At 39.0% G+C, this 26231-nt stretch carries 24 protein-coding genes, 2 tRNA genes and 1 pseudogene; 11 read left to right on the forward strand and 16 right to left on the reverse strand.

Annotated elements, in window-relative coordinates; translation table 11 throughout:
• The 4 genes and pseudogenes from D5018_RS22395 to ylqF form a co-directional block, all read left to right on the forward strand.
• A pseudogene (locus D5018_RS22395) lies at nt 1-113 on the forward strand (IS1 family transposase); the annotation flags it as partial.
• A gap of 98 nt (nt 114-211) precedes the next feature.
• The gene (locus D5018_RS10795) at nt 212-943 is read left to right on the forward strand and encodes an SIMPL domain-containing protein (RefSeq protein WP_121839020.1); all 732 of its coding nucleotides are present in this window, start codon (nt 212-214) and stop codon (nt 941-943) included.
• Between the two features lie 23 nt (nt 944-966).
• A complete protein-coding gene (locus D5018_RS10800) occupies nt 967-1479 on the forward strand; it encodes a hypothetical protein (RefSeq protein WP_121839021.1) in 513 nt (170 codons plus the stop codon).
• Between the two features lie 55 nt (nt 1480-1534).
• A complete protein-coding gene (ylqF, locus tag D5018_RS10805; RefSeq protein WP_121839022.1) occupies nt 1535-2479 on the forward strand; it encodes a ribosome biogenesis GTPase YlqF in 945 nt (314 codons plus the stop codon).
• 155 nt (nt 2480-2634) lie between these two features.
• Here ylqF and D5018_RS10810 read toward each other — a convergent pair whose 3' ends face one another.
• Nucleotides 2635-3726 carry a hypothetical protein gene (locus D5018_RS10810; protein WP_133309275.1) on the reverse strand — a complete coding sequence of 364 codons (1092 nt, stop codon included), beginning with the start codon at nt 3724-3726 and terminating at the stop codon, nt 2635-2637.
• Between the two features lie 472 nt (nt 3727-4198).
• Between D5018_RS10810 and D5018_RS10815 the strand changes: the two genes are divergently transcribed.
• Nucleotides 4199-4510, forward strand: a complete 312-nt coding sequence (locus D5018_RS10815; protein WP_121839024.1) for a hypothetical protein — start codon at nt 4199-4201, stop codon at nt 4508-4510.
• A gap of 54 nt (nt 4511-4564) precedes the next feature.
• Here the strand turns inward: D5018_RS10815 and D5018_RS10820 are convergent, their stop codons facing one another.
• The 7 genes from D5018_RS10820 to D5018_RS10850 all read right to left on the reverse strand — a co-directional run bounded on the left by D5018_RS10820 (nt 4565) and on the right by D5018_RS10850 (nt 8734).
• The gene (locus D5018_RS10820) at nt 4565-4843 is read right to left on the reverse strand and encodes a YeaC family protein (RefSeq protein ID WP_121839025.1); all 279 of its coding nucleotides are present in this window, start codon (nt 4841-4843) and stop codon (nt 4565-4567) included.
• Nucleotides 4843-5160: a zinc ribbon domain-containing protein gene (locus tag D5018_RS10825; RefSeq protein WP_121839026.1), complete on the reverse strand. Its 318-nt coding sequence runs from the start codon at nt 5158-5160 to the stop codon at nt 4843-4845. Before D5018_RS10825 ends, D5018_RS10820 begins: the two co-directional genes overlap by 1 nt.
• Nucleotide 5161: 1 nt before the next feature.
• Nucleotides 5162-6292 carry a M14 family metallopeptidase gene (locus D5018_RS10830; protein ID WP_121839027.1) on the reverse strand — a complete coding sequence of 377 codons (1131 nt, stop codon included), beginning with the start codon at nt 6290-6292 and terminating at the stop codon, nt 5162-5164.
• Nucleotides 6293-6357: 65 nt separating this feature from the next.
• A complete protein-coding gene (locus tag D5018_RS10835; protein WP_121839028.1) occupies nt 6358-7551 on the reverse strand; it encodes an amino acid aminotransferase in 1194 nt (397 codons plus the stop codon).
• 122 nt (nt 7552-7673) lie between these two features.
• Nucleotides 7674-7760 (reverse strand) — tRNA-Leu (locus tag D5018_RS10840).
• Nucleotides 7761-7813: 53 nt separating this feature from the next.
• Nucleotides 7814-7887 (reverse strand) — tRNA-Cys (locus D5018_RS10845).
• A gap of 160 nt (nt 7888-8047) precedes the next feature.
• Entirely contained in the window at nt 8048-8734 is a 687-nt protein-coding gene (locus tag D5018_RS10850) for a hypothetical protein (RefSeq protein WP_121839029.1), read from the reverse strand.
• Nucleotides 8735-8966: 232 nt separating this feature from the next.
• Here D5018_RS10850 and D5018_RS10855 point away from each other — a divergent pair, with 232 nt between their 5' ends.
• Nucleotides 8967-10961, forward strand: coding sequence for a hypothetical protein (locus D5018_RS10855; RefSeq protein WP_133309276.1), 1995 nt, complete (start codon nt 8967-8969; stop codon nt 10959-10961).
• A 46-nt stretch (nt 10962-11007) separates the two neighbouring features.
• Here D5018_RS10855 and D5018_RS10860 read toward each other — a convergent pair whose 3' ends face one another.
• Entirely contained in the window at nt 11008-12444 is a 1437-nt protein-coding gene (locus D5018_RS10860; RefSeq protein ID WP_121839031.1) for a glyceraldehyde-3-phosphate dehydrogenase, read from the reverse strand.
• Nucleotides 12445-12863: 419 nt separating this feature from the next.
• On the opposite strand from D5018_RS10860, the gene D5018_RS10865 reads away from it, so the two are divergent.
• The 4 genes from D5018_RS10865 to gap all read left to right on the forward strand — a co-directional run bounded on the left by D5018_RS10865 (nt 12864) and on the right by gap (nt 19787).
• Nucleotides 12864-14408: a hypothetical protein gene (locus D5018_RS10865; protein ID WP_121839032.1), complete on the forward strand. Its 1545-nt coding sequence runs from the start codon at nt 12864-12866 to the stop codon at nt 14406-14408.
• Between the two features lie 274 nt (nt 14409-14682).
• Complete coding sequence (locus D5018_RS10870) at nt 14683-16221, forward strand: hypothetical protein (protein ID WP_121839033.1); 1539 nt, start codon at nt 14683-14685, stop codon at nt 16219-16221.
• 514 nt (nt 16222-16735) lie between these two features.
• Nucleotides 16736-18403, forward strand: coding sequence for a hypothetical protein (locus D5018_RS10875; RefSeq protein ID WP_121839034.1), 1668 nt, complete (start codon nt 16736-16738; stop codon nt 18401-18403).
• A gap of 373 nt (nt 18404-18776) precedes the next feature.
• Nucleotides 18777-19787, forward strand: coding sequence for a type I glyceraldehyde-3-phosphate dehydrogenase (gene gap, locus D5018_RS10880; protein ID WP_121839035.1), 1011 nt, complete (start codon nt 18777-18779; stop codon nt 19785-19787).
• Between the two features lie 20 nt (nt 19788-19807).
• Here gap and D5018_RS10885 read toward each other — a convergent pair whose 3' ends face one another.
• The 3 genes from D5018_RS10885 to D5018_RS10895 are packed head-to-tail and all read right to left on the reverse strand — an operon-like array spanning nt 19808 to nt 21688.
• The gene (locus D5018_RS10885; RefSeq protein ID WP_121839036.1) at nt 19808-20734 is read right to left on the reverse strand and encodes a DMT family transporter; all 927 of its coding nucleotides are present in this window, start codon (nt 20732-20734) and stop codon (nt 19808-19810) included.
• 22 nt (nt 20735-20756) lie between these two features.
• A complete protein-coding gene (locus D5018_RS10890) occupies nt 20757-20960 on the reverse strand; it encodes a hypothetical protein (protein ID WP_121839037.1) in 204 nt (67 codons plus the stop codon).
• A 5-nt stretch (nt 20961-20965) separates the two neighbouring features.
• Entirely contained in the window at nt 20966-21688 is a 723-nt protein-coding gene (locus tag D5018_RS10895) for a hypothetical protein (protein ID WP_133309277.1), read from the reverse strand.
• 174 nt (nt 21689-21862) lie between these two features.
• On the opposite strand from D5018_RS10895, the gene rmuC reads away from it, so the two are divergent.
• Nucleotides 21863-23320, forward strand: coding sequence for a DNA recombination protein RmuC (gene rmuC / locus D5018_RS10900; protein ID WP_121839039.1), 1458 nt, complete (start codon nt 21863-21865; stop codon nt 23318-23320).
• Between the two features lie 52 nt (nt 23321-23372).
• On the opposite strand, the gene D5018_RS10905 is transcribed toward rmuC, so the two are convergent.
• From D5018_RS10905 to D5018_RS10920, 4 genes are all read right to left on the reverse strand, one after another.
• Nucleotides 23373-23765: a YcfL family putative periplasmic lipoprotein gene (locus tag D5018_RS10905; RefSeq protein WP_121839040.1), complete on the reverse strand. Its 393-nt coding sequence runs from the start codon at nt 23763-23765 to the stop codon at nt 23373-23375.
• A 51-nt stretch (nt 23766-23816) separates the two neighbouring features.
• Entirely contained in the window at nt 23817-24839 is a 1023-nt protein-coding gene (locus tag D5018_RS22400; RefSeq protein ID WP_121839041.1) for a PaaI family thioesterase, read from the reverse strand.
• 20 nt (nt 24840-24859) lie between these two features.
• Nucleotides 24860-25210, reverse strand: a complete 351-nt coding sequence (hinT, locus tag D5018_RS10915; RefSeq protein ID WP_121839042.1) for a purine nucleoside phosphoramidase — start codon at nt 25208-25210, stop codon at nt 24860-24862.
• Between the two features lie 70 nt (nt 25211-25280).
• Nucleotides 25281-26069 (reverse strand): IclR family transcriptional regulator, encoded by a 789-nt coding sequence (locus D5018_RS10920; RefSeq protein WP_121839043.1) that lies wholly within the window; start codon nt 26067-26069, stop codon nt 25281-25283.
• Nucleotides 26070-26231 lie beyond the last annotated feature (162 nt).

Here is a 26231-nt window from a genome sequence, read left to right on the forward strand (position 1 = left end):
GGTTGGCACGAAGAACGATTTGCTTTTCAAAGTTAGAGAGTATGCACGACACTGTAATTGGTTTGTTAATCAATCGTGTAGAATTTGGAATTGATATTCATGCATATCACTAAATTAGGACACTACCGGCTAAATTTACTGAGCACTAGCTGAATTTTGAACAAAATTGTTTTATGGTAGATAACCATTTGTCACAAACAGAGACTTACTAATGAGTAACGGTAACAAACAAAGTTCCATTTCTGTGATCTCTGCCCTATTGTTAGCTTTGGGCATTGCTTGTGCAGGCTATTTTATAAGTGAAACCGTATATAAATCAAAGGTCGCATTGAATACGGCACAAGTAAAAGGCTTAGCGGAACGACGAGTCAAGGCCGATACAGCTTATTGGACAATACAATATAAGGTGAGTGGCACTTCTAAATCGAATATTAAGCAGATGTACCGACAATCAGAAAGTGACCAAAAGATCATTATTCAATTACTTAATCAAAGTGGGTTTTCCAGTGACGAAATCAAACCCGGCGTCATAGATTATCGAGCACAAGAGTTTAGAGATGAAAATCAGAAGCTAGTAGACACCAACTATTTCCTCACCGGAAAAATTGATGTTGAAACGGATAAAGTCAGATTAGTTTCAAAAGTCAGGGCCAAGCTCAATGCTCTAATTGCTCAAGGCTTAGATATTCAAAACCAAGAACCCAGCTACTACTTCACAAAGCTAAATAATATAAAGCCTGCCATGCTCAAAGAAGCTACCCAAAATGCCCGTTTAGCCGCTAACGAATTTGCGATAAATGCAGGTGTTAAAGTGGGAGGGATTCGAAATGCCAGCCAAGGCAGTTTTATCGTTAGAGATGTAGGACAAAGCTATGGCGACTCCCGAAAAATTGAAAAAGACGTCAGAGTCGTCACCAGTGTTACTTTCTTTTTAACAGATTAATAAATAAAAGACATGGAAGTATAATGAGGCAAAATTCAACAGAAAAACTCGCCACAATTTTTGCCGTTATTTTAGGAATTATTTATTTCACAGCGGGCATCAGTAAATTTTTTCACTGGTTTCCCCATATCATCGGCCCAATTTGGTTAATTGATGCTTTAGCAAAATATAACCTCGCTTTATTTGGCTATTTTATTGCACTCTCTCAAACCATAGTTGGAGCTTTGCTACTTACATACCGTTTCCGGCTTATAGGCGCACTGATGCTTTTGCCTATGCACTTGTGCATATTGATTATTCCCATATCGCTTGGTTGGCAAGGTACACCATATGTTAATGCGGTATTACTCTCAATGTTAATGTTAGTGATTTATGCGGATAAAAACAAACTATCAGGATTAGTCAGAAGCTCTGAAAATGAAACGACTGAAGTACCGTTTATTAGGAACTTCGCATTCAAATCCTATTCCATTAGCTTTATTGCAGTAACAGCTTTGGCTGTCTTACTAAAATATGGGCACCTTTTATTTGCATAAAATGCTAAAATCTCCCACCGATATTAAGAGAGCGATGTTGATAGGAAGGTTTTTTATGTCTGGAAAAGGCATTCATTGGTATCCGGGGCATATGCACAAAGCCCGCAAAGAGATTGAAAAGGTACTGCCACAGGTTGATTTAATCATTGAGGTGCTTGACGCTCGTATTCCGTATAGCAGTGAAAACCCGATGATCCAGCAACTGCGTGGTGATAAACCTTGCATCAAGTTGCTTAATAAAAGCGATCTCGCCGACCCAGAAGTTACTGCACAATGGATTGGATACCTTGAGCAAGAGCAAGGTGTTAAAGCCAGCGCCATTACTACTTTACAATCCGCTATGGTGAAAAAAATCCCCGATCTCTGTCGTAAATTAGTGCCTCACAGAGATACAGTAGAGAAAGATATTCGCACCATGATTATGGGCATCCCTAATGTCGGAAAGTCTACTATCATCAATACCCTAGCAGGACGTGTGATAGCTAAGACAGGTAATGAACCTGCGGTCACTAAAGCTCAGCAACGCATCAATCTTCGTAATGGTATTGTGCTTTCTGATACTCCCGGTATTCTTTGGCCTAAAGTCGACAACCCTGCCAGCAGTTATCGTCTAGCCGTCACAGGTGCGATTAAAGACACCGCAATGGAGTATGATGACGTTGCTATGTTTGCCGCAGAATACTTCCTTGAGGCTTATCCTGAGGAAATCTGTAAACGCTATAATCTTGATGAATTGCCAAGGCAAGACATTGAATTATTAGAAGCCATTGGCCGCCGTCACGGTGCTCTGCGCTCTGGTGGCACGATTGATTATCATAAAGCTTCTGAAGTTTTACTTCATGATTATCGCAGCGGAAAAATCGGCCAACTAACACTAGAAACGCCTGCAATGGCTGAAAAAGAAAAAATTGTAGTAGCAGAAATGATAGCGATTAAAGAAGCTGAGAAAAAAGCTAAAGATGAGGCTCGACGCAAAAAACATTCTGGGAAAAGACATTAATACTTACCCCATCTGTATAGAGCCTATATAGAGACACACTTTTGAGTGCATCAATTTATAAAGAATCCAATATTTCTATATTGATGCACCTCACACTCTAACTATACATGTAACCCTGATAACAAAATTTTATATTGATTAAGCTATGAGCACAATCAACTCTTAGTCTGTGATTGTGTATAAAAAGGATAGCCAAGTTGATTAAGAAGATCTGTCAAAACCACCTCTTCAAGTCTATGTAGTCCAACTTCTGTTTTCTCTACAGCCTTTGTTTTAAACTTGAGTTGTCCCTCTTCATTCAAGCAAGGCCTTAGACGTACTTTACAAGGTGCGTCAGCCAATTCCATTGTCACAGTATCTAGGTAATTTGCAAATATATATTGTACTGACCCATCATAATCACTCTCTTTAAACGGCGGAGGCACTTTACCATTTTTCTTGTCAATCATAACTCTGCACACTTCATCGACGTTTATTGCTCCCTGCTTTATTTTTTCAAACAAAAATTTTGCCACACTCTCTTTATCCATGGGTGTTGTTGCGAATACTTGCTCTCCAGAACCAACCCGAAGCAACGCCTCATCATCATTTAATAAAAATAGAGGATCACCTTGCGCGATTAACTTAAAACCTTCTACGTCAGCACATGAACTTAAACCCACCTTAGATAAATCTATAGAAATATCGTCTGCCTCAGGCTTTGAATTAGAGTAAGCAGAACAAACAACTTTATCATATGCCCGTTCAGGTAATGGCGAAGCTGCTGCTTCTACGGTTTTGATATCAAATAACTTAATCTGCTCTTCTTTTGATAATGCATCAATTTCATTTAACTTTTCCTGCAACTTTTCAGCATTCACTCTAGGAAAAAATAGCGAATAACATACAACCTGTGTCAACGACTCTACAACCTTACAACATATATATTTCGAATCTTTATATTGCTCGAATCCTAATCTATCAATAAACCTAACCGTTAACTGTGAACTGCTCTTCATTGTATGAAAGGTAATAGAATTAAAAAAAACGGCTTTTAGAAAACCCTCACTTGGACTTACCATATAATTGATTAATAAGGTTCCACCCAAGTGACAAAGTTCTCTTAAAATTCTCTTATTTTCTTGTCTAAAGTGAGTTTTATCTACGACAAAGTTTATGGCTGGTTCAAACATAGCTTGACTGCCAAATCTTCCCGCAACCGCCATTGCTGTAGAGGCTACTAACGGGGAACCTCCTAAATAAGCCATAATAGATAACGGTAATAGTGTGTCGATAGTAGCCTTTACTGCAACAGAAAAAGCTTTACTGTTGATTATAAGCTTTTGAACATCAGGCTCTTCTCCTTCAGGAACACCTAAGGCTAAATAAAAAGGTTTTAAAATTTGAGGAGCAGGGTATGGAGTAATAATGATTATTTGCCATTACAAAATCAACTTGATGATATTTTAGGCAAAAAAGCTAAACCATAACTGAATGAAGTATTGAAAATCACAAAGCCTCAGAAGTCCTCCACCACAACCACCGAAGTGGCAAAATCGGCCAGCTCACTATGGAAGCACCAACAATGGCTAAAAAGAAAAAGTTGAAGTAGCAGAAATGCTAGCGATAAAAAAAGCTGAGAAAAAAGCCAAAGATGAGGCTAGACGTAAAAAGCATTCAGGAAAAAGACATTAACTCTCTGGTAGATTGGCTTCATTTATAAAATAATGAAAACATCTTATGGCCAAGCCTATAGAAGTTATTGAAGTCACTGTTTGGTACAGCTACCAAGCAAGTTTTCCACAGAAAATAGACGCTGGAAACTTGCTTTATATAAAAGAATTGCTCCGCAAGGATAAAAATTGGGTTTTAATCAAGTTTAAAGTCAACCCTGTAGGGGGAGCAAAGAAATCAAAAAACCTTAACTTTCAAGTGGGCATTTTTCATGAAAAAGGTAAGTTCGAAAAGCTGGATTACGCTCCACAAAAGATAACTCACCAATTTAATATTACAGATGAGTTTCTTAGAATGCTCAATGCGAAAAGAAGATGAATCAATTAAAGACCTGATACTTGAATGAAATCTGCTATCAGGTCGTTGGTTTATTTAAAACTCGTCCTGTTTAAACTCAGCGATGGTATCGCCTTTAAACTGCTTTTTTAACTCAGACTTAGACAGCTCATTAATCTGTCCTTCTGAGCCAATAGTAAAATGATCAGTTTGTTCCAAGTGACGAGCTTGATATAGCATAACCACTTGCAACGCATGCTCACGCTGCTCTTCAGTTAACGCCACACCATTTTCCCATTTACCTAATTCCATCGCAGAGCGCATACGTTGGTACACTTCCTCTGGCATATCATCAATGATTTTATGCAAATCCATTAGACGCTCCTACGTTTGTGTAAAATGATTCGAACTCGAGTGATCAAATAGCCAATAAAGCCAAATGTGAAACACACTGCACCCGCATACATGCGATTGCCTTCAGCTGGCTCACCACCCCAAAACCAAATCACCACTCCGGCTACAAATAAGGTCATGGCAATAAAGCTATGAGTTTGAAGTTTACTGGCTTGATTGATTTTAGCGATATTCAATCTCGCTTCATTGTCACCCGTCAATTTAGCATCACAATGTTGACATTGCTTAGCCAAACTTGAGATCTGCTTTTTACAATATGGGCAAGGAATGAGTGCCATCTTATTTTCCTAATTTATTTACAACCGCTAGCATCGCCAACAATGATGCTTCACCAATATATACGCTTCGCTCTGGTGACCAGCCCATAAATGGATCTGGTAAGTTGTCATTATCTTTGAATGGCATTTCTAAAGTATTAGATAAACAATCAAAGGTATGTGCCACCCAGTTAGAAGCGACTGTTAGGTTAGCTTGACCAGGTTCGTCTTTGTCATAACCAAATTCAGTTTGAAAATCTGCTGAAGCCATTTGTAATGCAGATACAAAATCAGCTTGGAGGTTAGCTAAGCGTTCACTGTAATTTGGTACGCCTTCTGCTCCAGCAAGAAATACATAAGGCAAGCCTTCATCACCGTGTACGTCATAAAATAAATCCACACCTGTCTGCTTCATTTTTTCAGTAACGTAATACACCTCAGGGCTTTTTTCTAAACTTGGTGATTGCCACTCACGGTTTAGGTTTACACCCACAGCATTAGTACGCAAATGGCCACGAACACTGCCATCAGGATTCATGTTTGGTACAATGTAGAAGTTAGCTTTGTCTAATAAACTCTTAGACGTTGGGCAGTTTTGATCAAGTAAACGGTGTAGAAGACCTTCTACTGTCCACTCAGCCATAGTTTCTCCCGGATGCTGGCGAGCCGTGATCCAAATATTCTTTTTAGAAGCATCACCATCACCGACTTTCACTAGCGTCATATCACGACCATCTAGCGTCAAACCTAAGTGCTCTAATGACACTTCAGGATGTAGTTGCACTGAACTTAATAGGTCTAAATGACGTTCATAGCTGTAAGGAGCAAAATAAGCTATTTGGATGGCATCACATTGTAGTTCTAACTTAATGGTTAGCTTGCCATCTTTGAATTCAGTTGGAACACGGAACCAGTTATCACGGTCATAACTTGCAACGGCATCATACCCTTCCCAACCTTTTATATAAGAAGAAGTACCAGCGTTTAGGATATTGAACGAGTATTCACTACCCACTTGCCCCTGAAAACGAAAGTTAAACCACTGATAAAACTCACCACCTTCATCAGGGCGAATATTTAGCTCAATATTGTCTTTATTTTCAATGCTGATGACTTCAATATTGCCGCCATCGAAATTATCGGTAATACGCATACGTTTATTCTCTTTTAATTTTTAGCGAATATTATACCCGTGATGCTTCAATATGCACGGCTATATCACTGAACTTGAGCAATAGCCTTGCAAATAACCGGAATATTACTTGTGGTCATTCCAGCAACGCTTATTCGACCTGAGCCAACAATGTAAATGGCAAACTGTTCACGAAGTTGCTGAACTTGTTCTATATTCAAACCTGAAAAACTGAACATCCCCATTTGCTGTTTGATAAAGCTGAAATCTTGCTTCACCCCTTCAGCCATTAAGGTTTCAACAAATAGTTCACGCATTTGAGCTATACGAATACGCATTTCTGCTAACTCTTGTTGCCATTGTAGGTTTAACTCAGCATCACTCAAAATAGTACTCACAATAAGAGCACCATGAGCTGGAGGATTAGAATAGTTGGCACGAATCACACGCTTTATTTGGCTGTACGAACAAGCCGCGACATCAGAGTTTTCAGCAACAAGGGTTAATGCACCGATGCGTTCATTGTACAAACCAAAGTTTTTGGAAAATGAATTAGCCACAATTAGCTCAGGCACTTTAGCAGCAACAATACGTAAGCCTTGTGCATCGTCTTCAATGCCACGTCCAAAACCTTGGTAAGCAAAATCAAAAAATGGTATCAGCTCTTTTTCAAGACATAAGTCAGCAATTATTTGCCACTGTTCATCATCTAAATCAATACCTGTAGGGTTATGACAACAGCCATGAAGAAGTACCAAATCCCCAGCATTGGCATGTTGAAGATCGGCAAGAAAAGCGTCGAAATCTAAACCATGAGTGCCTTCGTTGTAATAACCGTAGGTTTTGACTTCAAGTCCTACCGTAGTGAAAATATTTTGATGATTTGCCCAAGTTGGGTTACTCACCCAAATAGTACGAGATTGAGTGTGGCGTAAAATAAATTCAGAGCCAATTCTTAATGCACCTGTACCTCCAGGGGCTTGCACTGTTACCGCACGTTTTTGTGCGATGACCTCAGCATTGTCACCAAACAACAAAGTTTGAACAGCATGATTAAACTGTTGAACACCTTCGATTCCCAAGTAGTTCTTACTTTTTTCTATTTCTAATAACTTAGCTTCTGCCCTTTTCACCACATTGAGAATTGGCGTTTGCCCTGCGTCATCTTTATATACTCCAACGCCAAGGTTTACTTTCGTTTTGCGAGTATCGGCTTTAAAGGCGTCATTCAAGCCAAGAATAGGATCCGCGGCCGCTTGTTCAATATGGGTGAAAATCATGGACTTTTCCTAAGAAAGGTAAAATTGATACTATTTTAACATCAAGAAAAAATGAGTTGGAACCTGAAAAGGTTATGAATGCAAAAAAGCCTCAACAAATGTTGAGGCTTTTTCACTTATGATGGTACCCGAGGCCAGACTTGAACTGGCACGCTGTTACCAGCGAGGGATTTTAAATCCCTTGTGTCTACCGATTCCACCACTCGGGCAAAACTGTTGTTTCAACGCTGAAGCACTAAAACTTAATTTCTCATAATAAATCTGGAGGCGCGACCCGGAGTCGAACCGAGATCGACGGATTTGCAATCCGCAGCATAGCCATTCTGCCATCGCGCCTTTCAAATCCAGTCTGGTTCTAACTTCACTTTCGTGCCGCTGTTCCCTGACTGCGAGATGCATTCTACGGTTTTCGACTTAAGAGTCAATCAGGATTTTATAAAAATTCAGAAAATCGCGTTCATTTGAAGATTAATGCATCAAAAGCTTTATTTTTTCATCAAGTTGTCGAGGATTTAGGCAGCCGTTGATAAAGTGCTTTTACGTAATCCTCTCTTTGACCTGTTTCTTTCAAGTATTTACTCATGAGATCTAACCTTTGAATGTATTCTGATTTATTCTTTGTTTTTACTTTTCTTGCTGCTTGAGCAATAACTTCTTCTCTTATAGCTTCTCGAGTAGCACTTATATCTGCGTGATACATTTGAACTCTAGTTTGATAGTCAATTTCTGAAAGGCTGTTCGTATCGTCTAATTGCTCTAGCTTACGCGGAGATATAGTTGGGACAACACTCATAGTTTCTGAGGGTTTTCGCCTTTTCTTCGGATTAATCGAACCTAAAGCAAATGGTGTTTCTTCGAGCGAACGAGCATCATCTCTATGCCTTCGAGAATACCTTAATGCTTGCAATTTGGATTCTTTAGCACATGGGTTCTGTGCATGAATTGATGCTGGTTTATAAAAAACCCCTAAAGCCTCTCCTTTTTTCTTTTTAAATTGAACTAAAGTTCGACTGGAAAAATGGCTAGGCAGGCTTTGCTCTCGTTGAAATAGACACTCCGGCGAAGTAGTGACTCGCTCAAGTTGATAAGAGGCTAACCTTCCCTGTCTGTGTGGTGGCGGAGAAAAAGGAAGGTTACCCCATGATGGGCCAGCTTGCTGAGAAGGTGATGTGGGACTTGCCATGACATCCTCCTTCAGATAAATTTTCAGTAAGTTGATTGTTCAACCTAACTTAGTTCATGACAAGTTAAAGTTTGTCAATATAGCTTAACCCCATGTTTTATAACGATCAGTTATTAACCTGATGCTGCTTGAAGTGTTACTTTCAGTTAGACATTACCACTGCATTTACCACTCTATGACTAATCAAATTGTCGCTGTGCCAAACAATTCTCAACAGTATGTGGAAACTGCAATGACTGTTGCTATCGGTGCTGCAGTTGGAGCAAGCGTTGGGACTGTTGTGGCTCCTGCAATGCTAACGGGGATGTTATGGGGTGCCGCTCAAGCTTATTTAGTCAGCCAAGTTAAGCAAAAAGGGTTTGAATTAATAAGTCATTTTTTTCAAAGTGTTGAATACTCACTGCCCAAACATACTGCAATACATTACACGCTTAATATGACCGAAACGGCTGTTCAAGGCGTCTTAGTTGGGTACTTTTTAGTTGAAAATACTTTGTATGGCGTCGTTGCAGCCACAGCTGGCATAGTCACAGGGAAAATATCAGTCCAAATCAGTGATGCAGCTATGACTAAGTTAGGGCTTTCAAAAGATAGCACAATAAGAACTGTTGCTAACTGTTTTACAGGATTAGCTGGCGGGTGTTTTGGAACTGTTGCAGCAAAAAAAGGATTAGATTTTTTCTATCCTAAAGACGCGACAGATACCCCTTCCGTAAAACCCTCTACAAGCTCGGGCTCATCAAATTCAAGTTTTAACTCTACTCAAGGTGAATGGCATGGCGGAGACACGTTTTATGATGCACCTGAACATCAGGGTTGGATGAATACCTCAACAAAATCCAATTCGCGTTTACCTTTCGGGCATCAACATTCAAAGCCTGATTTGGAAGGTATAAAAAGAGCAGCAAGGCAAGCTCTACCACCAATAAACCCTGAATGTGATTGCGCATATGATGAACCATCTATCAACATTAGTAGCAATCATAACCTTTTCACTGGCAATGAGCACGAGTGTAATGATGTTTTAATCTCTGGTAGATTCACAACTGTTACATATAGAGGTTATTCGGCAAGGTGTGCAAGAATTTTAACGAGAGATGACCCTTTAGTTTGGTTTCATGACGAATCAGGTGAAAAAGTCCGCTTGATTGCGAGACAAAGTGATGACTTTATATTCACAAGTGGCTCTTCAGCATATGATGGATATTTTGAAATCAAATTTAACTCAGAATTACACACTTCTGATAGCTCATGCAATAGATGCTATGTCAATGTTAATGAAAGAGGGCTTGCATGGCTATCGGATACATCAATGAATAACTCTTTCATTGAATTAATCAACGGAACTGTTGAAGTATATGGCTCTGCTGGCTTAAACGCTAAGTTAGTCCTCAGAGGTGGAACGTTAAAAATCCTATCTCAAAGTGCATTACAAAATGGCACTGTCATTTTGTGTCCAAATGGAAATATTGAAGGCTCAAACCCCAATTATCAATTGATGAATATAACGAACGAAAGTGACTGCCCCCCTCCTTATGCTCCACCATCAAAACAACCATCACCCTCAACAAGTGACATAAATATCACACCTTCAACCACATTAAGTGATAGTGCAAGTTCTACTTTCGAGTTTACTCTTGAAACAAGCTCAAAATCTGAGAGCATTACGATAACAATGGATCACAAAACTCAATTTGTAACAAAAACGTCTACTTCGAGTTATTCAAATAATCCCTCTCAGACCCCAAGTACAACTATATTTATGGAGCCTAGCACTAAGCCTGATCCGACTAATTCAAGTCAAGTAGCCCCCTATGTGGTTCCAGTCTCTATTATTGGAGCTACTGCTGGCATCGCGGTTGTTATTATCTTTGGAGGTTTTGTACTTTACTGCGTAATTGATAAGTGCCCCAAAACCAAAAACTACACTTTGCGAGTTGTAAAAGCCGTTCGAAGAATTGGTTATGATGACACTACTATGTTGCAAGGCGATGGAGATACAGAATCTATTGAATTGAATCAACTTAGAGACAGTGACGGGCGTTTCCATATTTCAATAAATCCAAGAGTTACAGTAAGTCCGACTATTACGATAAATCCAAGTTTCAACAATTACGGTACTGGCAACCTTCCATTCCCTGAAGATAAACGAACCGATTATCCTGGACATCGCGCTCACCCAAAAGCAATTTCAGATAGTACTAATTCAGAACATTATGATACTTAAATAAAAAAAGCGCCTCATTGAAGCGCTTTATCAAAAAAGAAAACTCTTAGCTATTAGGCAAAGAAAGCGTGGTTAAACCAAGCATCTTAGCCATTACACTAACAACTTGACAGCTATAGCCAAATTCATTGTCATACCAAACGTATAACGTTGCACGTTTACCTTCAGCAATAGTTGCTTGAGAATCAACAACACCGGCATAACGTGAACCCACTAAATCGCTTGATACGATTTCAGTCGATTCAGTGTAGTCAATTTGATGTTGAAGATCAGAATGCAGAGCCATATCACGAAGATAAGTATTTACTTCTTCTTTGCTGATTTCTGAGTTTAGGTTCAAGCTAAGAATCGCCATTGAAACATTTGGTGTAGGAACTCGAATCGCATTACCCGTTAGCTTACCTTCCATTTCAGGTAATGCTTTAGATACCGCTTTAGCTGCACCCGTTGATGTAATAACCATGTTTAGTGGAGCGCTGCGACCACGGCGATCGGCTTTGTGATAATTATCAATCAAGTTTTGGTCATTGGTGTAAGAGTGAATTGTCTCAACGTGACCGTTATCGATACCATACTTGTCATTTAGCGCTTTAAGCACTGGAGTAATGGCGTTAGTTGTACAGCTTGCCGCAGACATGATGGTGTCTTCAGGTTTGATGTCATCATGGTTAACACCATAAACCACATTTTTAATACTACCTTTAGCAGGTGCAGTAAGTAATACTTTAGAAGCACCTTTTGATTTTAGGTGAAGACCTAAGCCATCTTCGTCTTTCCAGATACCCGTGTTATCAACAACAAGAGCATTGTTAATGCCGTACTGAGTATAATCAACTTCATCTGGAGAGTTTGCATAGATAACTTGAATATAAGTACCGTTAGCAATAATTGCGTTGTTTTCTTCATCAATATATACAGAACCATTAAATGGACCATGTACAGAATCACGACGTAACAAGCTTGCACGCTTTTCTAGGTCGCCTTTACGGCCACCGCGAAGAACAATCGCACGTAAGCGAAGTAAGTTGCTGCTGCCGGTCTTTTCAATTAATAGACGAGCAAGCAGACGGCCGATGCGACCAAAACCATAAAGTACTACGTCTTTAGGTTCTTTATCTGAATCATTATTGATGCCTTGTGCAAGCTCAAGAGCCATGTAAGCTTCGATGTTGCTAGCATCTTTATGATTACGCCAGTAGTTTACTGCTAGTTTTCCGATATCTACTTTACAGTGTTTAATATCTAGCTTGCTTAACGCTTCGACAAAAGGGAAGCTCTCACGTAAACGAAGTTTGTCCCCCACAAAGCGGCGAACCAAACGGTGAGCTTTAATGATTTCGATGGTAGAAGCATTAAGAAGCGGCTTACCATACATTACTACTTCCACACCTTGGTTTCGATACAGCTTACCTAGTAAAGGCTGCATAGCTTCTGCCAGTTCGAAACGTTCTTGCCAACTTTTTAGGTGTTTATCAGCGTTCATTTAGTAATCCTTTATTTCACTTACCACCCTATCGAAGATAAAGCAGTGGAAATCTATAAATGTAGAGTTAGAGGGATTTGAGTTTACAGCCTCAAATTCGCGGCAATTGTAATGAAAACAAGCAGGATATGCCAGTCAGGCAAGGCAACGTAAGCATGTAATTTAATTATAAAAAAAGTCGAAAAAAGATATAAACGATACTTTTTTTAGTAATAAAACATCAAAACAACTTTATTAGATATTGATCTTTAATTTGCTCACCAAAAATCAAATGGTTACAAATTGATTTTGTAAAAATAATTCAGAGATTTTTTTAGAGGAAGTAAAAAATAGTTTTATTGAACAGCATGCTGTCAAGGGGGGGTTCAGTGTATTCATGATAAATACTCAGACACGTATTTTCTATTTTCATTGCAATCATGAGCAGTCATCGAGCATCTTCTGAACATAATAACTGGCAATTAGAGCACAATTCATCACAGTACTATCAACAAGGAATGCTACCACCTGCTCATCAACCACATTACTTTCATAGTAGTGCTCAAACTTATCAAGTAGAAACTAACAGTGAAGCTGCAACGGCTCCCTCCCCCGAAGCAGCATATCCCTTAGCACCCCAGCCTGCATTTTGGTTACAACAGCCTCCACAATCACATCAACCAGAATACCCTGTTAGATTTGAACATCCCGCTACTTATCCAGCTGTTACCTTAGTGCCTAATCAAAGAATGCTTACTATCAGCCAGTTACCTTTATTAAAAGAAGAAATTCAAGCATCTCATCTTGTAGAATACTTTAAACCTCAAATAGGCCTTATTGCATCTAAAGGAGCTATAAAAGAATTTATTAAAAAGCTAGGACTAACTAACAATTGGGAGCTACAGAGAATTTTAGCTAATGCCCCAGACAAAAACTTTTCAAAATGTACGGACCCTGCATCCTTTGAATCAGTATTAACTGAAGCAATAAAATTGTGGCAGAACAGAAGCGATCTTGGGTTTAAACACCTTGAAGATGCAATTAGATTTTGGGTAGAGAAAACTCAGCATCAGCAACCTCTTTCAGTTTATGCTTTGCTTGCTCAAGACCGTATAGCTCAAAAACTTCCACTTACACAACATCTGGAGGCACAAGTCGTAAGTTTGCACCATCAACTTCAGCAGTATCAATTTAACTGCAAGGCACTACAAGCCGAAAACCATAGACTGAACGAAACATTAAAGAGCCAAAGTTCTCACCGCAAATATAACTACACAACCTCTTCACTTGAAGCTGCTTCAGATAAAAATACGAAATTGGAAGATGAATTAAAGTCACTCTCAACTCAAAATAATCACTTAAAAACTGAATTAGGTCGATTGAAAAAAAACTTAGAACAAAAAGAGCTCGAATTGGAGGGGAAAGAAGAGCTAGTTCAAGAAATGAGTCAAAAAATGACGCGAATTCAACAAGACAACATCGAACTATTAACTCAAAAAACAGCAAGCATGATGCCTCTCAAAGAAACCAATATTGCTGCCAACAACAATCAAGGGAACATGGCTATTACAGTCAATACCTCAAATATAGTTGCGCCTTCAAAAAGGCAGTTAACAACCCCAGAAAAGAAACTATTGCAGCAAAAGGTAGACCAAGAAATCCTAGCTGAGTTTATGAGCCCATATTGCCAAAAAAAATACATCCATCGTGAGCTAGGGAGAAATTTTAGATTTACGGATGATCAAGTATGGGATGTAGAACACGACGAAACAAATAAAAGAACACCCGGACCTTACTCAAAAAGCCTCGACATAAGGAAATACGAAACATGGGAAGAATGCTTCGCTAGAAGGGCCATACATTATTGGGTAGAATCTGATGCTGGTTCGAAGAACTATTTAAAGTTTTTAACTGTATTTTCTCAAACAACGGGTGAAGATTACAACGAGCTAGCTTTCAAATTATTGCTTCATTTTCCAATTTAACGGCAATATAAGTGTCTTGCATAAGATTACCAATTTACGCTGTCTTCGATGCTTTTGAGCACTTCCTGTTCTGTGTTGTGACCAGTTTACTTAGATGGCTAAGCTTCACTGCTCACGCCTTGAACAAAAAGTGCTCGAATAGCACAAAATTTAATCCTAAAAGATCAACACGCCCTAGTAAAAATGACGAATTAAAGAACACCATTCTGTTAAGGGTGAGTTCAGTGTATTCATGATACACATATCGCTATGAATCCGAATTTTTTTAGTAATCATGAGTGCTGAACATGCATCGCTAGCCTATCAAGGCAGGCAATTGGCCCCCAATTTTCCTAATACTCATCCACAAGGAATGCTACCGCCTGAGCATCAACCACAATATATTCAGGGTGGCGCCCAAGAATACAATATAGAAACAGCCCCTCTTGCAGCATCGGCTCCGCCCCCCAGCGCTGTATCAACAACGGCTTCCAAGTCTGAATTTTGGGTACAGCAACCACCACAATTACAACTACAACAACCTGCATTCCAAGTTAAAGCAGGATATTACGATCCTTATGTTGCAACGTTTAATCGATCTTTTAGCCAAGGAATCTTTCCTATAACTCAGCTACCCTTAACAAAACAAGATGTTTGTGCATCTTCTCTTGCCAAACATTTTGAACCCCAGATAGGATTACTTGCTAAAAAAGGGTGGTTAAAGGAATTCACACAAAAGTTGGGGCTGAAAAATCATTTTGAACAAGAGAAAATCTTAGCCAAAGCCCCTGATAAAAACTATTCAAAATGCACAAGCCTCACTTCTTTTGAATCAGTATTAACTGAAGCGATAACACTGTGGCAACACAGAGGCGATCTTGAATTCACACACCTTGAAAATGCAATAAGATATTGGATAGAAAAAACTCACGACCACAAAGCTGTGTTAGTTTATTCTTTACTTCCACAAGACCGCGTAGTTCATAAACTCCCATTTACCCAGTACCTAGGAAGTCAAGTCGCTAGCTTGCACCAACAACTTCAGACACAGAATCAACAGCATCAATTTCACTACCAAGCACTGCAAGCCGAAAACCATAAGATAAACGAAAAGTTAGTAAGTCAAGAATCACCTCTTACATATAAGCATGCAACTAGTTCGTCTGAAACTGAAGCACATGGAAAGCTTGTAACTCAATTTATTGAAACAAGTCACCAAAGAGATGAAGAACTGGAAAGATTAAAAGAGGAAAATCAACAACTAAAACTTGAATTACAAAGCCAAAGAACGCGCTTAAAGAAACAGGAGCAAGACTCTGAGGCTATAGACAAGGAAATTCAAGAGTTGAAAGAAACAAATGCGAAACTACAAAAGGATAACTTTGAGCTTTTAACTCAAAAGATGTCAACAATGATGAATGCCCCACAAGCAAATATTGTTGCAAACGATAATCAAGGCATACTTTCAATTAATGTCAACTCAACTCACTCAAATACAGCTTCACCGGAAATATTAACAGAGAGTGAAAAGCAAAAATTAGCTAAGCAAGTAGACCCCGAAACGCTATGTTCTTTTATGGGCGCATACGATAAACATTGGTGGAAGTTAGGAGAAAGCATAGGCATGTATCACGTACTATATTCTATATCCACGAGTGATAAATGTCCCAGATTGGGAGAAAGCTATGCCTCATTACACTTCAGAACGCTTATGCAATACTGGGTTGGGTCACAAGCAAAGCTAAAAAGCTATAATGTTATTCTCAACGAATTATCCAGAATAACGGGCAAGAAATTTTATGATTTAGCTACAGAGTTACTGCGTTATTTATAAATTCTATTACTTCACTTTGTCCATGTAGAGGATCATGGTGTAGCGATAAAAATCACAAATCTTCCACTTACTGGCATGGCATGGTACTTATATCGGCTCAGTTGTTCATAGAATCGTTATATCAACTTCATTTCGATGAAATTATCAAAAAATGAGATTCTCGTTAAAAGCTTTCAACTATTATCACTTGCTTACCCAAATGTTGAGTTCAAAGTTTCACAAAGCTCGCCTCTTTGTAGTCTTAGAAATGATTTGCTTTATTTTTATTTTAGAGTGATATCGAATTCGCGGAAATTGTAATAAAAACAAGCTAGAAATTTCAGCCGACAACCAAACTTAACCACCTTGTTTTATTATAAAAAACCGAATAATTACAAACTGATTTTATCAAATAATTCAGAGGTTTTTTAAAGGGAATGTAAATGATATTTTATTGAACAACATTCTGTTAAGGAGGAGTTCAGTGTTTTCATGTTAAACCCTTCACTATGCCCTTTGATTTTTAATAGTTTTCATGAGCGCAAATCAAACATCAACTGACCATAATAGCCGGCAATTAGAGCACCATTCATCACAGCACTATCAACAAGGAATGTTACCACCTGCTCAACAACCACAATATTTTCATGGTGGTACTCAAGATTACTCTGTAAGTGCTACGCCTCTAGCAGCAACAGCTCCGGCTCCTTATGTCGGTTCACATTCTGCATTTTGGATCTCCCCCACAGCGCCCGAACCTACTTTTTTGGCACAGCAGCCGCATCAACCAGAATACCAAGTAAACACTGGACATTATCCTCCTTATCTTGCAGCGTTTACTCCACCCTATAGCCAAGGGATAATGCCTATAGGTCAATTGCCTTTAACGAAAAGTGAAATTTGTGCATCTTCCCTTGTTAAATATTTTGAACCCTACATAGGTTTTCTTACTTCTAAAGGGGCTTTAAAGGAATTTACAAAAAAGCTGGGCCTGAACAAAAATTCCGAACAAGAGCAAATTTTGGCTAAAGCCCCTGATAAAAACTATGCAAAATGCACTGATGTATCTTCTTTTGAATCAGTGTTAAATGAAGCATTAACACTGTGGCGACAAAGGGACGATCTTGGATTTACTCACCTTGAAGCTGCGATAAGATATTGGATAGATAAAACTCATAACCGACAGCCTTTGTCAGTTTATGCTGTACTTTCACAGGATCAAATGGCTCAAAAACTGCCGCTAACACAACACCTACAGAAACAAATAGTGAGTTTGCATCAGCAGCTTCAATCACAACATCAGTATCAACTTGATCAACTAGCTCTGCAAACCGAAAACCTTAGGTTAAACGAAACATTACAAAAGCAAAGCATTCCCCGAGTGTGTAGCGACACAGCCCCTTCATCCAAGGCTGGTTCAGATACAAAACTGAATGATGAATTAAAGATGCTTTTAAGTCAAAATGACAAGCTAAATGCTGAATTAACCCGAATGAAAGAATGCTTAGAGCTAAAAGAGCAACAACTGAAAGTTAAAGACGAGCAAGTTCAAGAAATGAGTCAGAAAATAATTCGTCTCGAAACAGAGAATATCGACCGATTAACTCAAAAAGCAGCCAACATGATGCTTTCACCATCTACCAATATGCAATCTCAAGAACACTGTCAAAAAAGGAAACGTCCCGATACAGAGAATATCGACCGAGAAACTAAAAAAGCTGCCAATATGATGACTGCACCGTCCACCAATATTGTTGCCGATCATAATCAAGGACATATGGCTATTACTGTCAATAACACACATATAGCGTCCCCCTCAAAACCACAGTTAACTTCAGAAGAAAAGAGGGTACTGCAGAATCAAGCAGACCAAGAAATTCTAACCGAATTTATCAGTCCATATTGCACAAAACGAAACTTCTTCGAGCCGTTAGGAAAAAACCTTAGACTTTCTAGCGATCAAATGTGGGATGTAGAGCACGATAGAGTAGCGAAAAGAACACCCGGTTCTTGGCCAGAAACCCTCGAAAAAAGAATATCTGAAACTTGGCCAGAATGCTTCGCTAGAAGGGCCATTCATTATTGGAGGAATTCAGGTACTGGTTCTAAGAGCTATGCAATATTCTTAAATGCATTTTCTAGAACAACGGGTAAAGATTACTACGACCTAGCATCCGAATTATTGCTTCATATTCCCACTTAGCCCAATTTAAGTAACCATATAACTGTCTGATAAAAACCCTTAAGAGGCTTATGGTCAAGTAGTTACCCACTTTAGTACTGGAAAATTTAGGGAGCATTCCCAATACCATTTTTGATTTGTTACGCTGTCTAGAAGTGATAAAAATCACAAATCTTCTCTTGCCGACATGATACAGTGCTTATCGGCTCAGTTGTTAATAGAATCGTCATATCAATTTTATTTTAATTAAATTATCAAAAAATGAGATTTACGTTAAAAACTTACAATCATTATCCGCTTTCAACCCCATTTTTGAGATTAAAACTTGACTAAAGCCCGTCTATTTGTAATTTTATAACCAATTTGATTTACAACTACTTTAGAGGGATATCGAATGACTATCCGCGTTGCTATTAACGGTTACGGCCGTATCGGTCGAAATGTTCTACGTGCTCTATACGAGAGCGAAAAAGATTACCCAATCCAAATCGTTGCTATTAACGATTTAGGTGACGCTGCAATTAATGCTCATTTAACCAAATTTGACTCTGTTCATGGTCGTTTCAACGCTAAAGTTGACCATGATGAAGAAGCCATTTACGTGAACGGCGATAAAATTGTCACTTTCCAAGAACGTGATCCAAGTAAACTACCTTGGGCTGACCTCAACGTTGATGTTGTATACGAATGTACTGGTATCTTCGCATCTAAAGAAGCGGTTCAACCTCACCTAAATGCAGGCGCGAAGAAAGTTATCATTTCTGCTCCAGGTAAAAACGTTGATGCAACTGTTGTGTACGGTGTAAACCACGACGTTCTAACTTCAGACATGACGGTTATTTCGAATGCGTCTTGTACTACTAACTGTTTAGCTCCATTTGCTAAGCCGTTAAATGACGAGTTAGGTATCGAATCTGGTCTTATGACTACGATCCATGCTTACACTAACGACCAACGTCTATCAGATGTTTATCACTCTGATTTACGTCGCGCTCGTGCAGCTGCATTATCAATGATCCCAACAAAAACTGGTGCAGCTGCCGCTGTTGGCCTAGTAGTTCCTGAGCTACAAGGTAAATTCGACGGGATGGCGGTACGTGTGCCTACTGCTAACGTATCTTTAGTTGACCTTTCATTTATTGCTTCTCGTGAAACCACTATTGAAGAAGTAAACGACATCATCAAACGTGCAGCTGCTCAATCTCCACTTTCAGAAGTACTTTCTGTAAACGAGCAGCCTTTAGTGTCGATTGACTTTAATCATGACCCTCATTCTTCTAACTTTGACGCAACTCAAACACGTGTTAGTGGTCGTCTAGTTAAAGTGATGTCTTGGTATGACAACGAGTGGGGTTTCAGCAACCGTATGCTAGACAACACTGTTGCTCTAATGAACGCAAAGTAATTATTTGACCTAAAATAAGGTTATTTTGAAGAAGCGCGACTGAGTTCGCGCTTTTTTATTTGGGCAAAATAAAGTAAAACTACCGTTGCAAAAACGGATAATAAGATCCCCGGCAATACTTTAAGTTCAGGTAATTGCCCTCCTAATATCGCCACTTCAATAGCAACAAGCACTGGGCTTAAATAGATATACGTGGTTACTTCAATAGACAGTAATTTTTGACTGGCTTTTTGGGTCAAATAGGAAGTCATAAGCGAAGTTGCGACTGCGATATAAAACAATACCGTGAAATCATGCGTCGACAATCGCAACCAACCTAACTCTACTCCCATAAAAAAAGCGGCTAACGAAGTCACAATCAAACCACCTAAAAGAGAACTAAAAGTCATAACAATAGCATCTTCACCTTTATGTAAAATCTTCATCGACAGTATATATAAGCTCATACAGACCACTGCTCCTAGGTAAATCCAATCCCCGGGATTTAAATGAAACCCTAAAATCAAATCGATTTTGCCTTTAAAAACTACCCAAGCCGTACCGATTGAGCCAATTGCGTATGCGAGTAATTCGTAACGATTAATTCGATATCGCCAAACTACAAAACTTAATACTGCCGTAAGAAAAGGTGTCAGCGTATATAAGGTGCCTGTATGTAATGGTGTGGTTTGTTTTAATGAAATAAACAAAAACTGAAAGTAGGCACTGTAAAAACCACCAATGATCATCCCTTTTAACCAAGTTTGTTTTAATTGCTTTCGGTATTTCGGCTTAAATAATACAAAAGGTGCCAAACAAACAACTGCAATCACAAATCTCAAAATATTGAGTGAGATAACGGAGTTATTGAGATCTAACATTGCGGTGGCAGGGAAAGAGCTAGCAATCAATACTTGCGATAAGACAAGAAGAAGATGTGGAGTAAAATGAGTACTTTTAATATTCAATGTAAAGAGTTCAATAACTTAATTAAAGTGATGGATACAGAGATTGATAACTTGGTTTTTCTTGTTGTGTATTATGGGTTTCCTTATGTTTATATTCAACATCAACGGTAGCTTCTAAACAACAAAAACCCTCATTTAAGACCACAAAATCAGCTAGCCACCTTGTGCTTTTTATTGGCTCATCGAGCCCGCCCTCTGCAGCCTTGCCTTCCCTATATTTAGACATTACCTCTAGCTTAAAGCAAATATCTCCGTTGATTTTTTTTGAAAAATTATACACAACAATAAATTATGTAGATATGAATAAGCATCATTCCGAATTGATCTAAAGTGATGAATTAGCTGTTGAAATCCTAGGTTTTGACAGTATTCTTTAATCGTAACATTATCAAAAAAAGATGTTGCTGCTTCCAGTTTTTCCTGAATGGTTCGACCGTCTGTTGTAAAAAAATGTTGATATGATATTCGTGCATTAGAATCATCAAACGTATATTCCGCTCTATTGAGATCAGTCTCAAATTTAGTTCTTAAATGTTCAGCATCTCGATTTTGGCAATATTCTTCGTGCTCAGAATCCAACCGTTGGGCAAGTTCAGGGATCTTCATTGATGCTAATTCAACATCTTTATGGCCATTCTGCATAAAGTGAAATTCTAAACATTTATGCCCCGCAGTCCTTTCTAGTTTTAGTTGGAACCAGTGGTGATAATTCGGCTGTAGTAAACTGATGAATTGGTAATAACTGTCCACTCTCATCTTGGTCGATACTTGAGTATTTTGGCAAGTTTGCAGATGTTCCCAGGCTTGTTCAGCTTTTGTTTTATCCTGCAAGTAGCAATTCAGATCACGAAAGTCTATGTGCTTAGTGGCATCAGTGCGTTGATTATTTAATCTAGTACTTGCTAGATAAGCTTCAAGTTGGTCAGCTGTGTCGCCTGTAGGAACAGTCATCATTACCCATAATCAAATAATGTTTCAGCCAGTATAGGGGATTTACTTTTGAGCTATTCCATAATTAACAAAGCTTAACTTCTAGATTAGAGGAATAAATTAGAGTTGTTACTTGAAGCCCTTGAGTTAGCATGACATCCTACCACTATATTTTCACAGTAAGATTAAAATCATTTTATGTTTAGTAACACCCCGCTTGAGTCATTAACTACTGGCACTATTTTTTTACTCATCGCTGTTGCCATATTGGCCTTTTTATTTGGCATGTTAATCAACCAGCGTTTAACTCGAAAACGTTGGGAACATGTCATGGAAATCAAACAAGAACTGCACGAAGCTGAGTTGTTGAAAACCCAAGAAAAATATACTCACTTGCAAGAAGACTATCAGATCAATATTCAAGCTCTAGGTAAGGCACAAGCTTTAACCGAGAACTTTGCAAAAGTCGAAGCTGATTTAAAAAGCACCCAACACAAAATGATGGAAGCACAGTTGGCATTATCAAAATCCAACTCAATGCAAAAAACATTAGTCGCAACTCATGAAACCGAAAAAAAAGCACTTGAAGATAAAATAGCTTTGCTCGAATCTGCCGAGATTCGCCTTAAAACTGAATTTGAAAATCTAGCCAGTAAAATATTTGATGATCGCAACGAAAAATTCAATAAACATAATTCTGAACAGATCAATCACCTGCTTTCACCTTTTAAAGAGCAACTTGAAGGTTTTAGAAAACAAGTAAAAGAATCCTATACCCATGAACAATCTGAGCGAAGTGCACTCAAACATCAACTTGAGCAACTTCAAGCTCTGAATCTAAAAATGAGCCAAGACGCTATCAACCTTACCAACGCTTTAAAAGGTGATAATAAACAGCAAGGTAATTGGGGAGAGGTTATTTTAGATAGAGTATTACAAGAAAGTGGTTTACGAGAAGGTCACGAGTACGACACTCAAACCGATCTTAAAAATGACGATGGTAAACGCTTTAAACCTGATGTGATTGTCCACTTACCTGAACAAAAAGATGTCGTTATCGATTCGAAAATGTCTCTCGTCGCTTATGAGACTTTCTTTAATAGCGAAGATGAATTAATACAAAACCAGGCAATTCAAGATCATGTCATCTCGATTCGTAACCACATAAAAGGGTTAAGTAAGAAAAACTACCAGCAACTCCATGGCATCACTAGCCTTGATTATGTATTGATGTTCATTCCAATCGAACCAGCATTTCTCTTGGCTTTAGAGCATGATCCTGAGCTGGTAAACTTTGCATTGGATCATAATGTGATGTTGGTTAGCCCGACGAACCTATTGGTCGCTTTAAGAACCATTCATAATATTTGGCGTTATGAATACCAAAACCAGCATGCTCAACAAATTGCTCTACAAGCAGGAAAAATCTACGACAAGTTATGTGGTTTCGTCACCGACATGCAAAAGCTTGGCCGCGCGTTAGATACAGCAGACAATACTTATAAAGCTGCAATGGGTAAGTTAGCGGAAGGGAAAGGTAATTTACTTCGTCAAGCTGAGCAAATGAAACAGCTTGGCGTTGACAGCTCTAAACAACTCGACAATGTACTGCTTGATAAAGCAATGAATAAAGGCTTAGACGGTCAAAGTTCATAACGAAAAAACCGCCAGTTATCTTGGGATAGCTGGCGGTTTAACTAACACTAAATTATTGCTGTTGTCTTACATAAACTTCAAACTTAGTTGCCGTTGAATTTGGAGCAACTGAAGTCACTTGCTTTGACTCTTTGCCGTAAATAGTTAATGGCTGCCACGTTTCACTATCAGATTCTATTTCGAAATTATTTGCATCAAACCACATAAAGCGATACTGAACATTTTTAGTTCGGGAAGAATCACTGACGATTGTAACTGCACCTTGCAGCTGTTCACCCACTTGACGAAGCTTATTGTTGGTTAGGGTAATATCTCTGGCAAATCGTTTATTGTCTATCTTGAATGAACCTTCAGAGTCAAGTTTTACGCCCGCAGTTCTTGATGCACAAGCCACCAACATTAAACAAGTAAAAGCTACACCTAATAATATACTGAGTCGTTTCATGATCTTCCCCAATCAATTACCTGTAGGATAATGAGTGTAGCCTATTTTTCACTATTCAATTAAGAAATGAGCCCTTGCCGTAGCAATTAACTGCTTGCGACTACTTTGCCAGCAATTGATATTCACGTTCGCTACTCTACGCCCTTGTCTTGTAATGTGGCACTCGACAAAGGTGTCTTTATGGTAACCAGCCCGCAGATAGTCAATTGAGAAATCCACAATCTTTGGTACTTTTTCCGTATGCATGAATACCATTAATTGCACAATGGCAGACATTTCCATAAAGCCAGCAATCACACCGCCGTGGATAGCTGGTAAAACTGGGTTACCGATGTTGCTGTCTTTAGCTGGTAATCTGAACACCAACTCATAACCAAACCGCTCAACGTCCATGCCAATCCATTTAGCATAAGGAACATGAGCAAGTAACTGTTCAAAGTCATTGGTTTCCGAGGCTTTTTGAACGATGTCTTTTACCGCTAATGGTGTTTTAGGCGCTTCAGCAGGCTTCTCTGCTTTTTCAAATTGTGCTTCTTCTTGCATACGAAGCTGATTAAATTCAGGTCCTTCGCTTTCTCCCATGAGTGCCGCTCTAAACTCATCACCAATCATTTCTGGGCTGATACGCATGAACGCACCAACGGCATGAGCGATAGGATTATCAATACTGTCTTGGTAAGCAATAGCACGAGTAAAAGCAATACTAGACGTTAAGCGGTAACACTCTGCCAACACAAACACCGACTGACCAGGCTTGGCGGATTTCATGTAATCGACTCGTAAATCCAAAGTCGGCGAAATCTCTAACGAATCATATTTCTTTTTAATGGCACAAATGGTGGCACAGCCACAAGCCGTATCCATAAGCGTGGTGATCACACCGCCATGAATAACCCCTGTTTCAGGATAACCGATATGCTTTTCGCTATATGGCAACTCCATAAGTACATGATGCTCGCTGGCTTCATGTACTCTTACATTTAAACGGCGACATTGAGTCAACTGATTGACAAAGCGCTCAGCCAAGGTGGTTAACGGAAAAAACTCTGGATTAACGGGAGTAGTACTGCTCATTATCTATCTGTGTTCCGAATTTAAATTGAAAGCATTGGGCCAACGTCCTGACCACCAATTAAATGCATATGAATGTGAAAAACTTCCTGACGACCATGTTTGTTGCAGTTCATGATCAAGCGATAGCCGTCTTCAGCAATCCCCTCTTGCTCAGCAATTTTAGCTGCAACCGTCATCATTCTGCCCAAAGAGGCTTCATCAGATTCAGTGACATCATTAACAGTAGGGATTAATTTGTTTGGAATGATTAATACATGCGTTGGTGCACGAGGGGAAATATCTCTAAATGCAGTCACCAACTCATCTTGATAAACGATATCAGCAGGTATTTCTTTACGGATAATTTTACTAAAAATGGTTTCTTCAGCCATGGTAGTTTCCCCAGTCATATAGTCTTTTTATTATCACTCAAAATATAATTGATAACCATTATTAACCGACTTATTCTGCCGCTTCAGGCCAACTTTCAGCCTCTACTTCAGCAAGAGCACGCGCCGCTCTTTGCAAGGCAGGCAAAAAGTGTAAGGCGCTTTCTGGCTTCAACCTCATAATCGGTGCCTGAATAGCAAGACATAAGTTTGAGCGGCCTTTATCACGAGGCACCATTACAGCCACACACAACAAGCCCGGAAGAAACTCTTCGTTATCAATGGCGTACCCAGCATATTTCACTTTATCAATTTCATTTTCTAATTCATCGATATCGACAATGGTCTTTTCAGTGTATTGGGTGAGTTGAGCATGAGAAAGCATACGCTTACGCTGTGATTTACTCATTTGCGCTAAGAATAATTTACCACTTGCAGAGCAATGTAGCGGTACTCTTGAACCCGGATGAAGATAAAACCGTAAAGGCGCAGCCGTTTCAATTCGGTCTAAGTAGACAATCTCACCGTCAGACATAGCGGTAATATTACAACTCTCACCGACTTCATCCACCAATTGTTGCAAGATCAGGCGACGAGCACTGTGTGTTGTGCTGTTTAAAAGTAGATTTTCGGCCAGTCTGCGTAAGCGACCACCTGAACTAAAGTGACGTTCGTCGCCATCACGCTGAAGAATGCCCGCTGACTCAAGCTGATTTAACATTCTGTGTACGGTTGGCTTAGGTAAGCCCGTTTCTTCAACTAATCCTTGTAACGAAAAAAACTCATCCCGCTGCGCAATGACTTCAAGTAGAGAAAAAAGACGAAGTGTTGGGGTATCTCCTTCAACCTTTTTTTTGTCCATTTTATTTTCCTAGCTGCCTTATTTTTACTCAAGGCAGCCATTATAACGATTTTTTTTGAGAATTGATTGACCAAATCAGCCTAAAACGCATAATATTTTCAAAAATTATACTTTATGAAACTTTTTGTCTCAAAATATAGAGAGGCAAAATAATATAAAAAG

It is taken from the genome of Parashewanella curva (assembly GCF_003675895.1).
Taxonomy (GTDB): domain Bacteria; phylum Pseudomonadota; class Gammaproteobacteria; order Enterobacterales; family Shewanellaceae; genus Parashewanella; species Parashewanella curva.

Coding starts and splice junctions, on each gene's coding strand:
- D5018_RS10865 (WP_121839032.1), top strand. CDS start 12,864: ATGAGCAGTCATCGAGCATCTTCTGAACATAATAACTGGCAATTAGAG.
- gap (WP_121839035.1), top strand. CDS start 18,777: ATGACTATCCGCGTTGCTATTAACGGTTACGGCCGTATCGGTCGAAAT.
- D5018_RS10870 (WP_121839033.1), top strand. CDS start 14,683: ATGAGTGCTGAACATGCATCGCTAGCCTATCAAGGCAGGCAATTGGCC.
- ylqF (WP_121839022.1), top strand. CDS start 1,535: ATGTCTGGAAAAGGCATTCATTGGTATCCGGGGCATATGCACAAAGCC.
- D5018_RS10860 (WP_121839031.1), bottom strand. CDS start 12,444: ATGAACGCTGATAAACACCTAAAAAGTTGGCAAGAACGTTTCGAACTG.
- D5018_RS10895 (WP_133309277.1), bottom strand. CDS start 21,688: ATGATGACTGTTCCTACAGGCGACACAGCTGACCAACTTGAAGCTTAT.
- D5018_RS10875 (WP_121839034.1), top strand. CDS start 16,736: ATGAGCGCAAATCAAACATCAACTGACCATAATAGCCGGCAATTAGAG.
- D5018_RS22400 (WP_121839041.1), bottom strand. CDS start 24,839: ATGAGCAGTACTACTCCCGTTAATCCAGAGTTTTTTCCGTTAACCACC.
- D5018_RS10830 (WP_121839027.1), bottom strand. CDS start 6,292: ATGCGTATTACCGATAATTTCGATGGCGGCAATATTGAAGTCATCAGC.
- D5018_RS10825 (WP_121839026.1), bottom strand. CDS start 5,160: ATGGCACTCATTCCTTGCCCATATTGTAAAAAGCAGATCTCAAGTTTG.
- D5018_RS10905 (WP_121839040.1), bottom strand. CDS start 23,765: ATGAAACGACTCAGTATATTATTAGGTGTAGCTTTTACTTGTTTAATG.
- D5018_RS10815 (WP_121839024.1), top strand. CDS start 4,199: ATGGCCAAGCCTATAGAAGTTATTGAAGTCACTGTTTGGTACAGCTAC.
- D5018_RS10890 (WP_121839037.1), bottom strand. CDS start 20,960: ATGTCTAAATATAGGGAAGGCAAGGCTGCAGAGGGCGGGCTCGATGAG.
- D5018_RS10850 (WP_121839029.1), bottom strand. CDS start 8,734: ATGGCAAGTCCCACATCACCTTCTCAGCAAGCTGGCCCATCATGGGGT.
- D5018_RS10920 (WP_121839043.1), bottom strand. CDS start 26,069: ATGGACAAAAAAAAGGTTGAAGGAGATACCCCAACACTTCGTCTTTTT.
- D5018_RS10795 (WP_121839020.1), top strand. CDS start 212: ATGAGTAACGGTAACAAACAAAGTTCCATTTCTGTGATCTCTGCCCTA.
- D5018_RS10835 (WP_121839028.1), bottom strand. CDS start 7,551: ATGATTTTCACCCATATTGAACAAGCGGCCGCGGATCCTATTCTTGGC.
- D5018_RS10820 (WP_121839025.1), bottom strand. CDS start 4,843: ATGGATTTGCATAAAATCATTGATGATATGCCAGAGGAAGTGTACCAA.
- rmuC (WP_121839039.1), top strand. CDS start 21,863: ATGTTTAGTAACACCCCGCTTGAGTCATTAACTACTGGCACTATTTTT.
- D5018_RS10800 (WP_121839021.1), top strand. CDS start 967: ATGAGGCAAAATTCAACAGAAAAACTCGCCACAATTTTTGCCGTTATT.
- D5018_RS10855 (WP_133309276.1), top strand. CDS start 8,967: ATGACTGTTGCTATCGGTGCTGCAGTTGGAGCAAGCGTTGGGACTGTT.
- D5018_RS10810 (WP_133309275.1), bottom strand. CDS start 3,726: ATGGCTTATTTAGGAGGTTCCCCGTTAGTAGCCTCTACAGCAATGGCG.
- hinT (WP_121839042.1), bottom strand. CDS start 25,210: ATGGCTGAAGAAACCATTTTTAGTAAAATTATCCGTAAAGAAATACCT.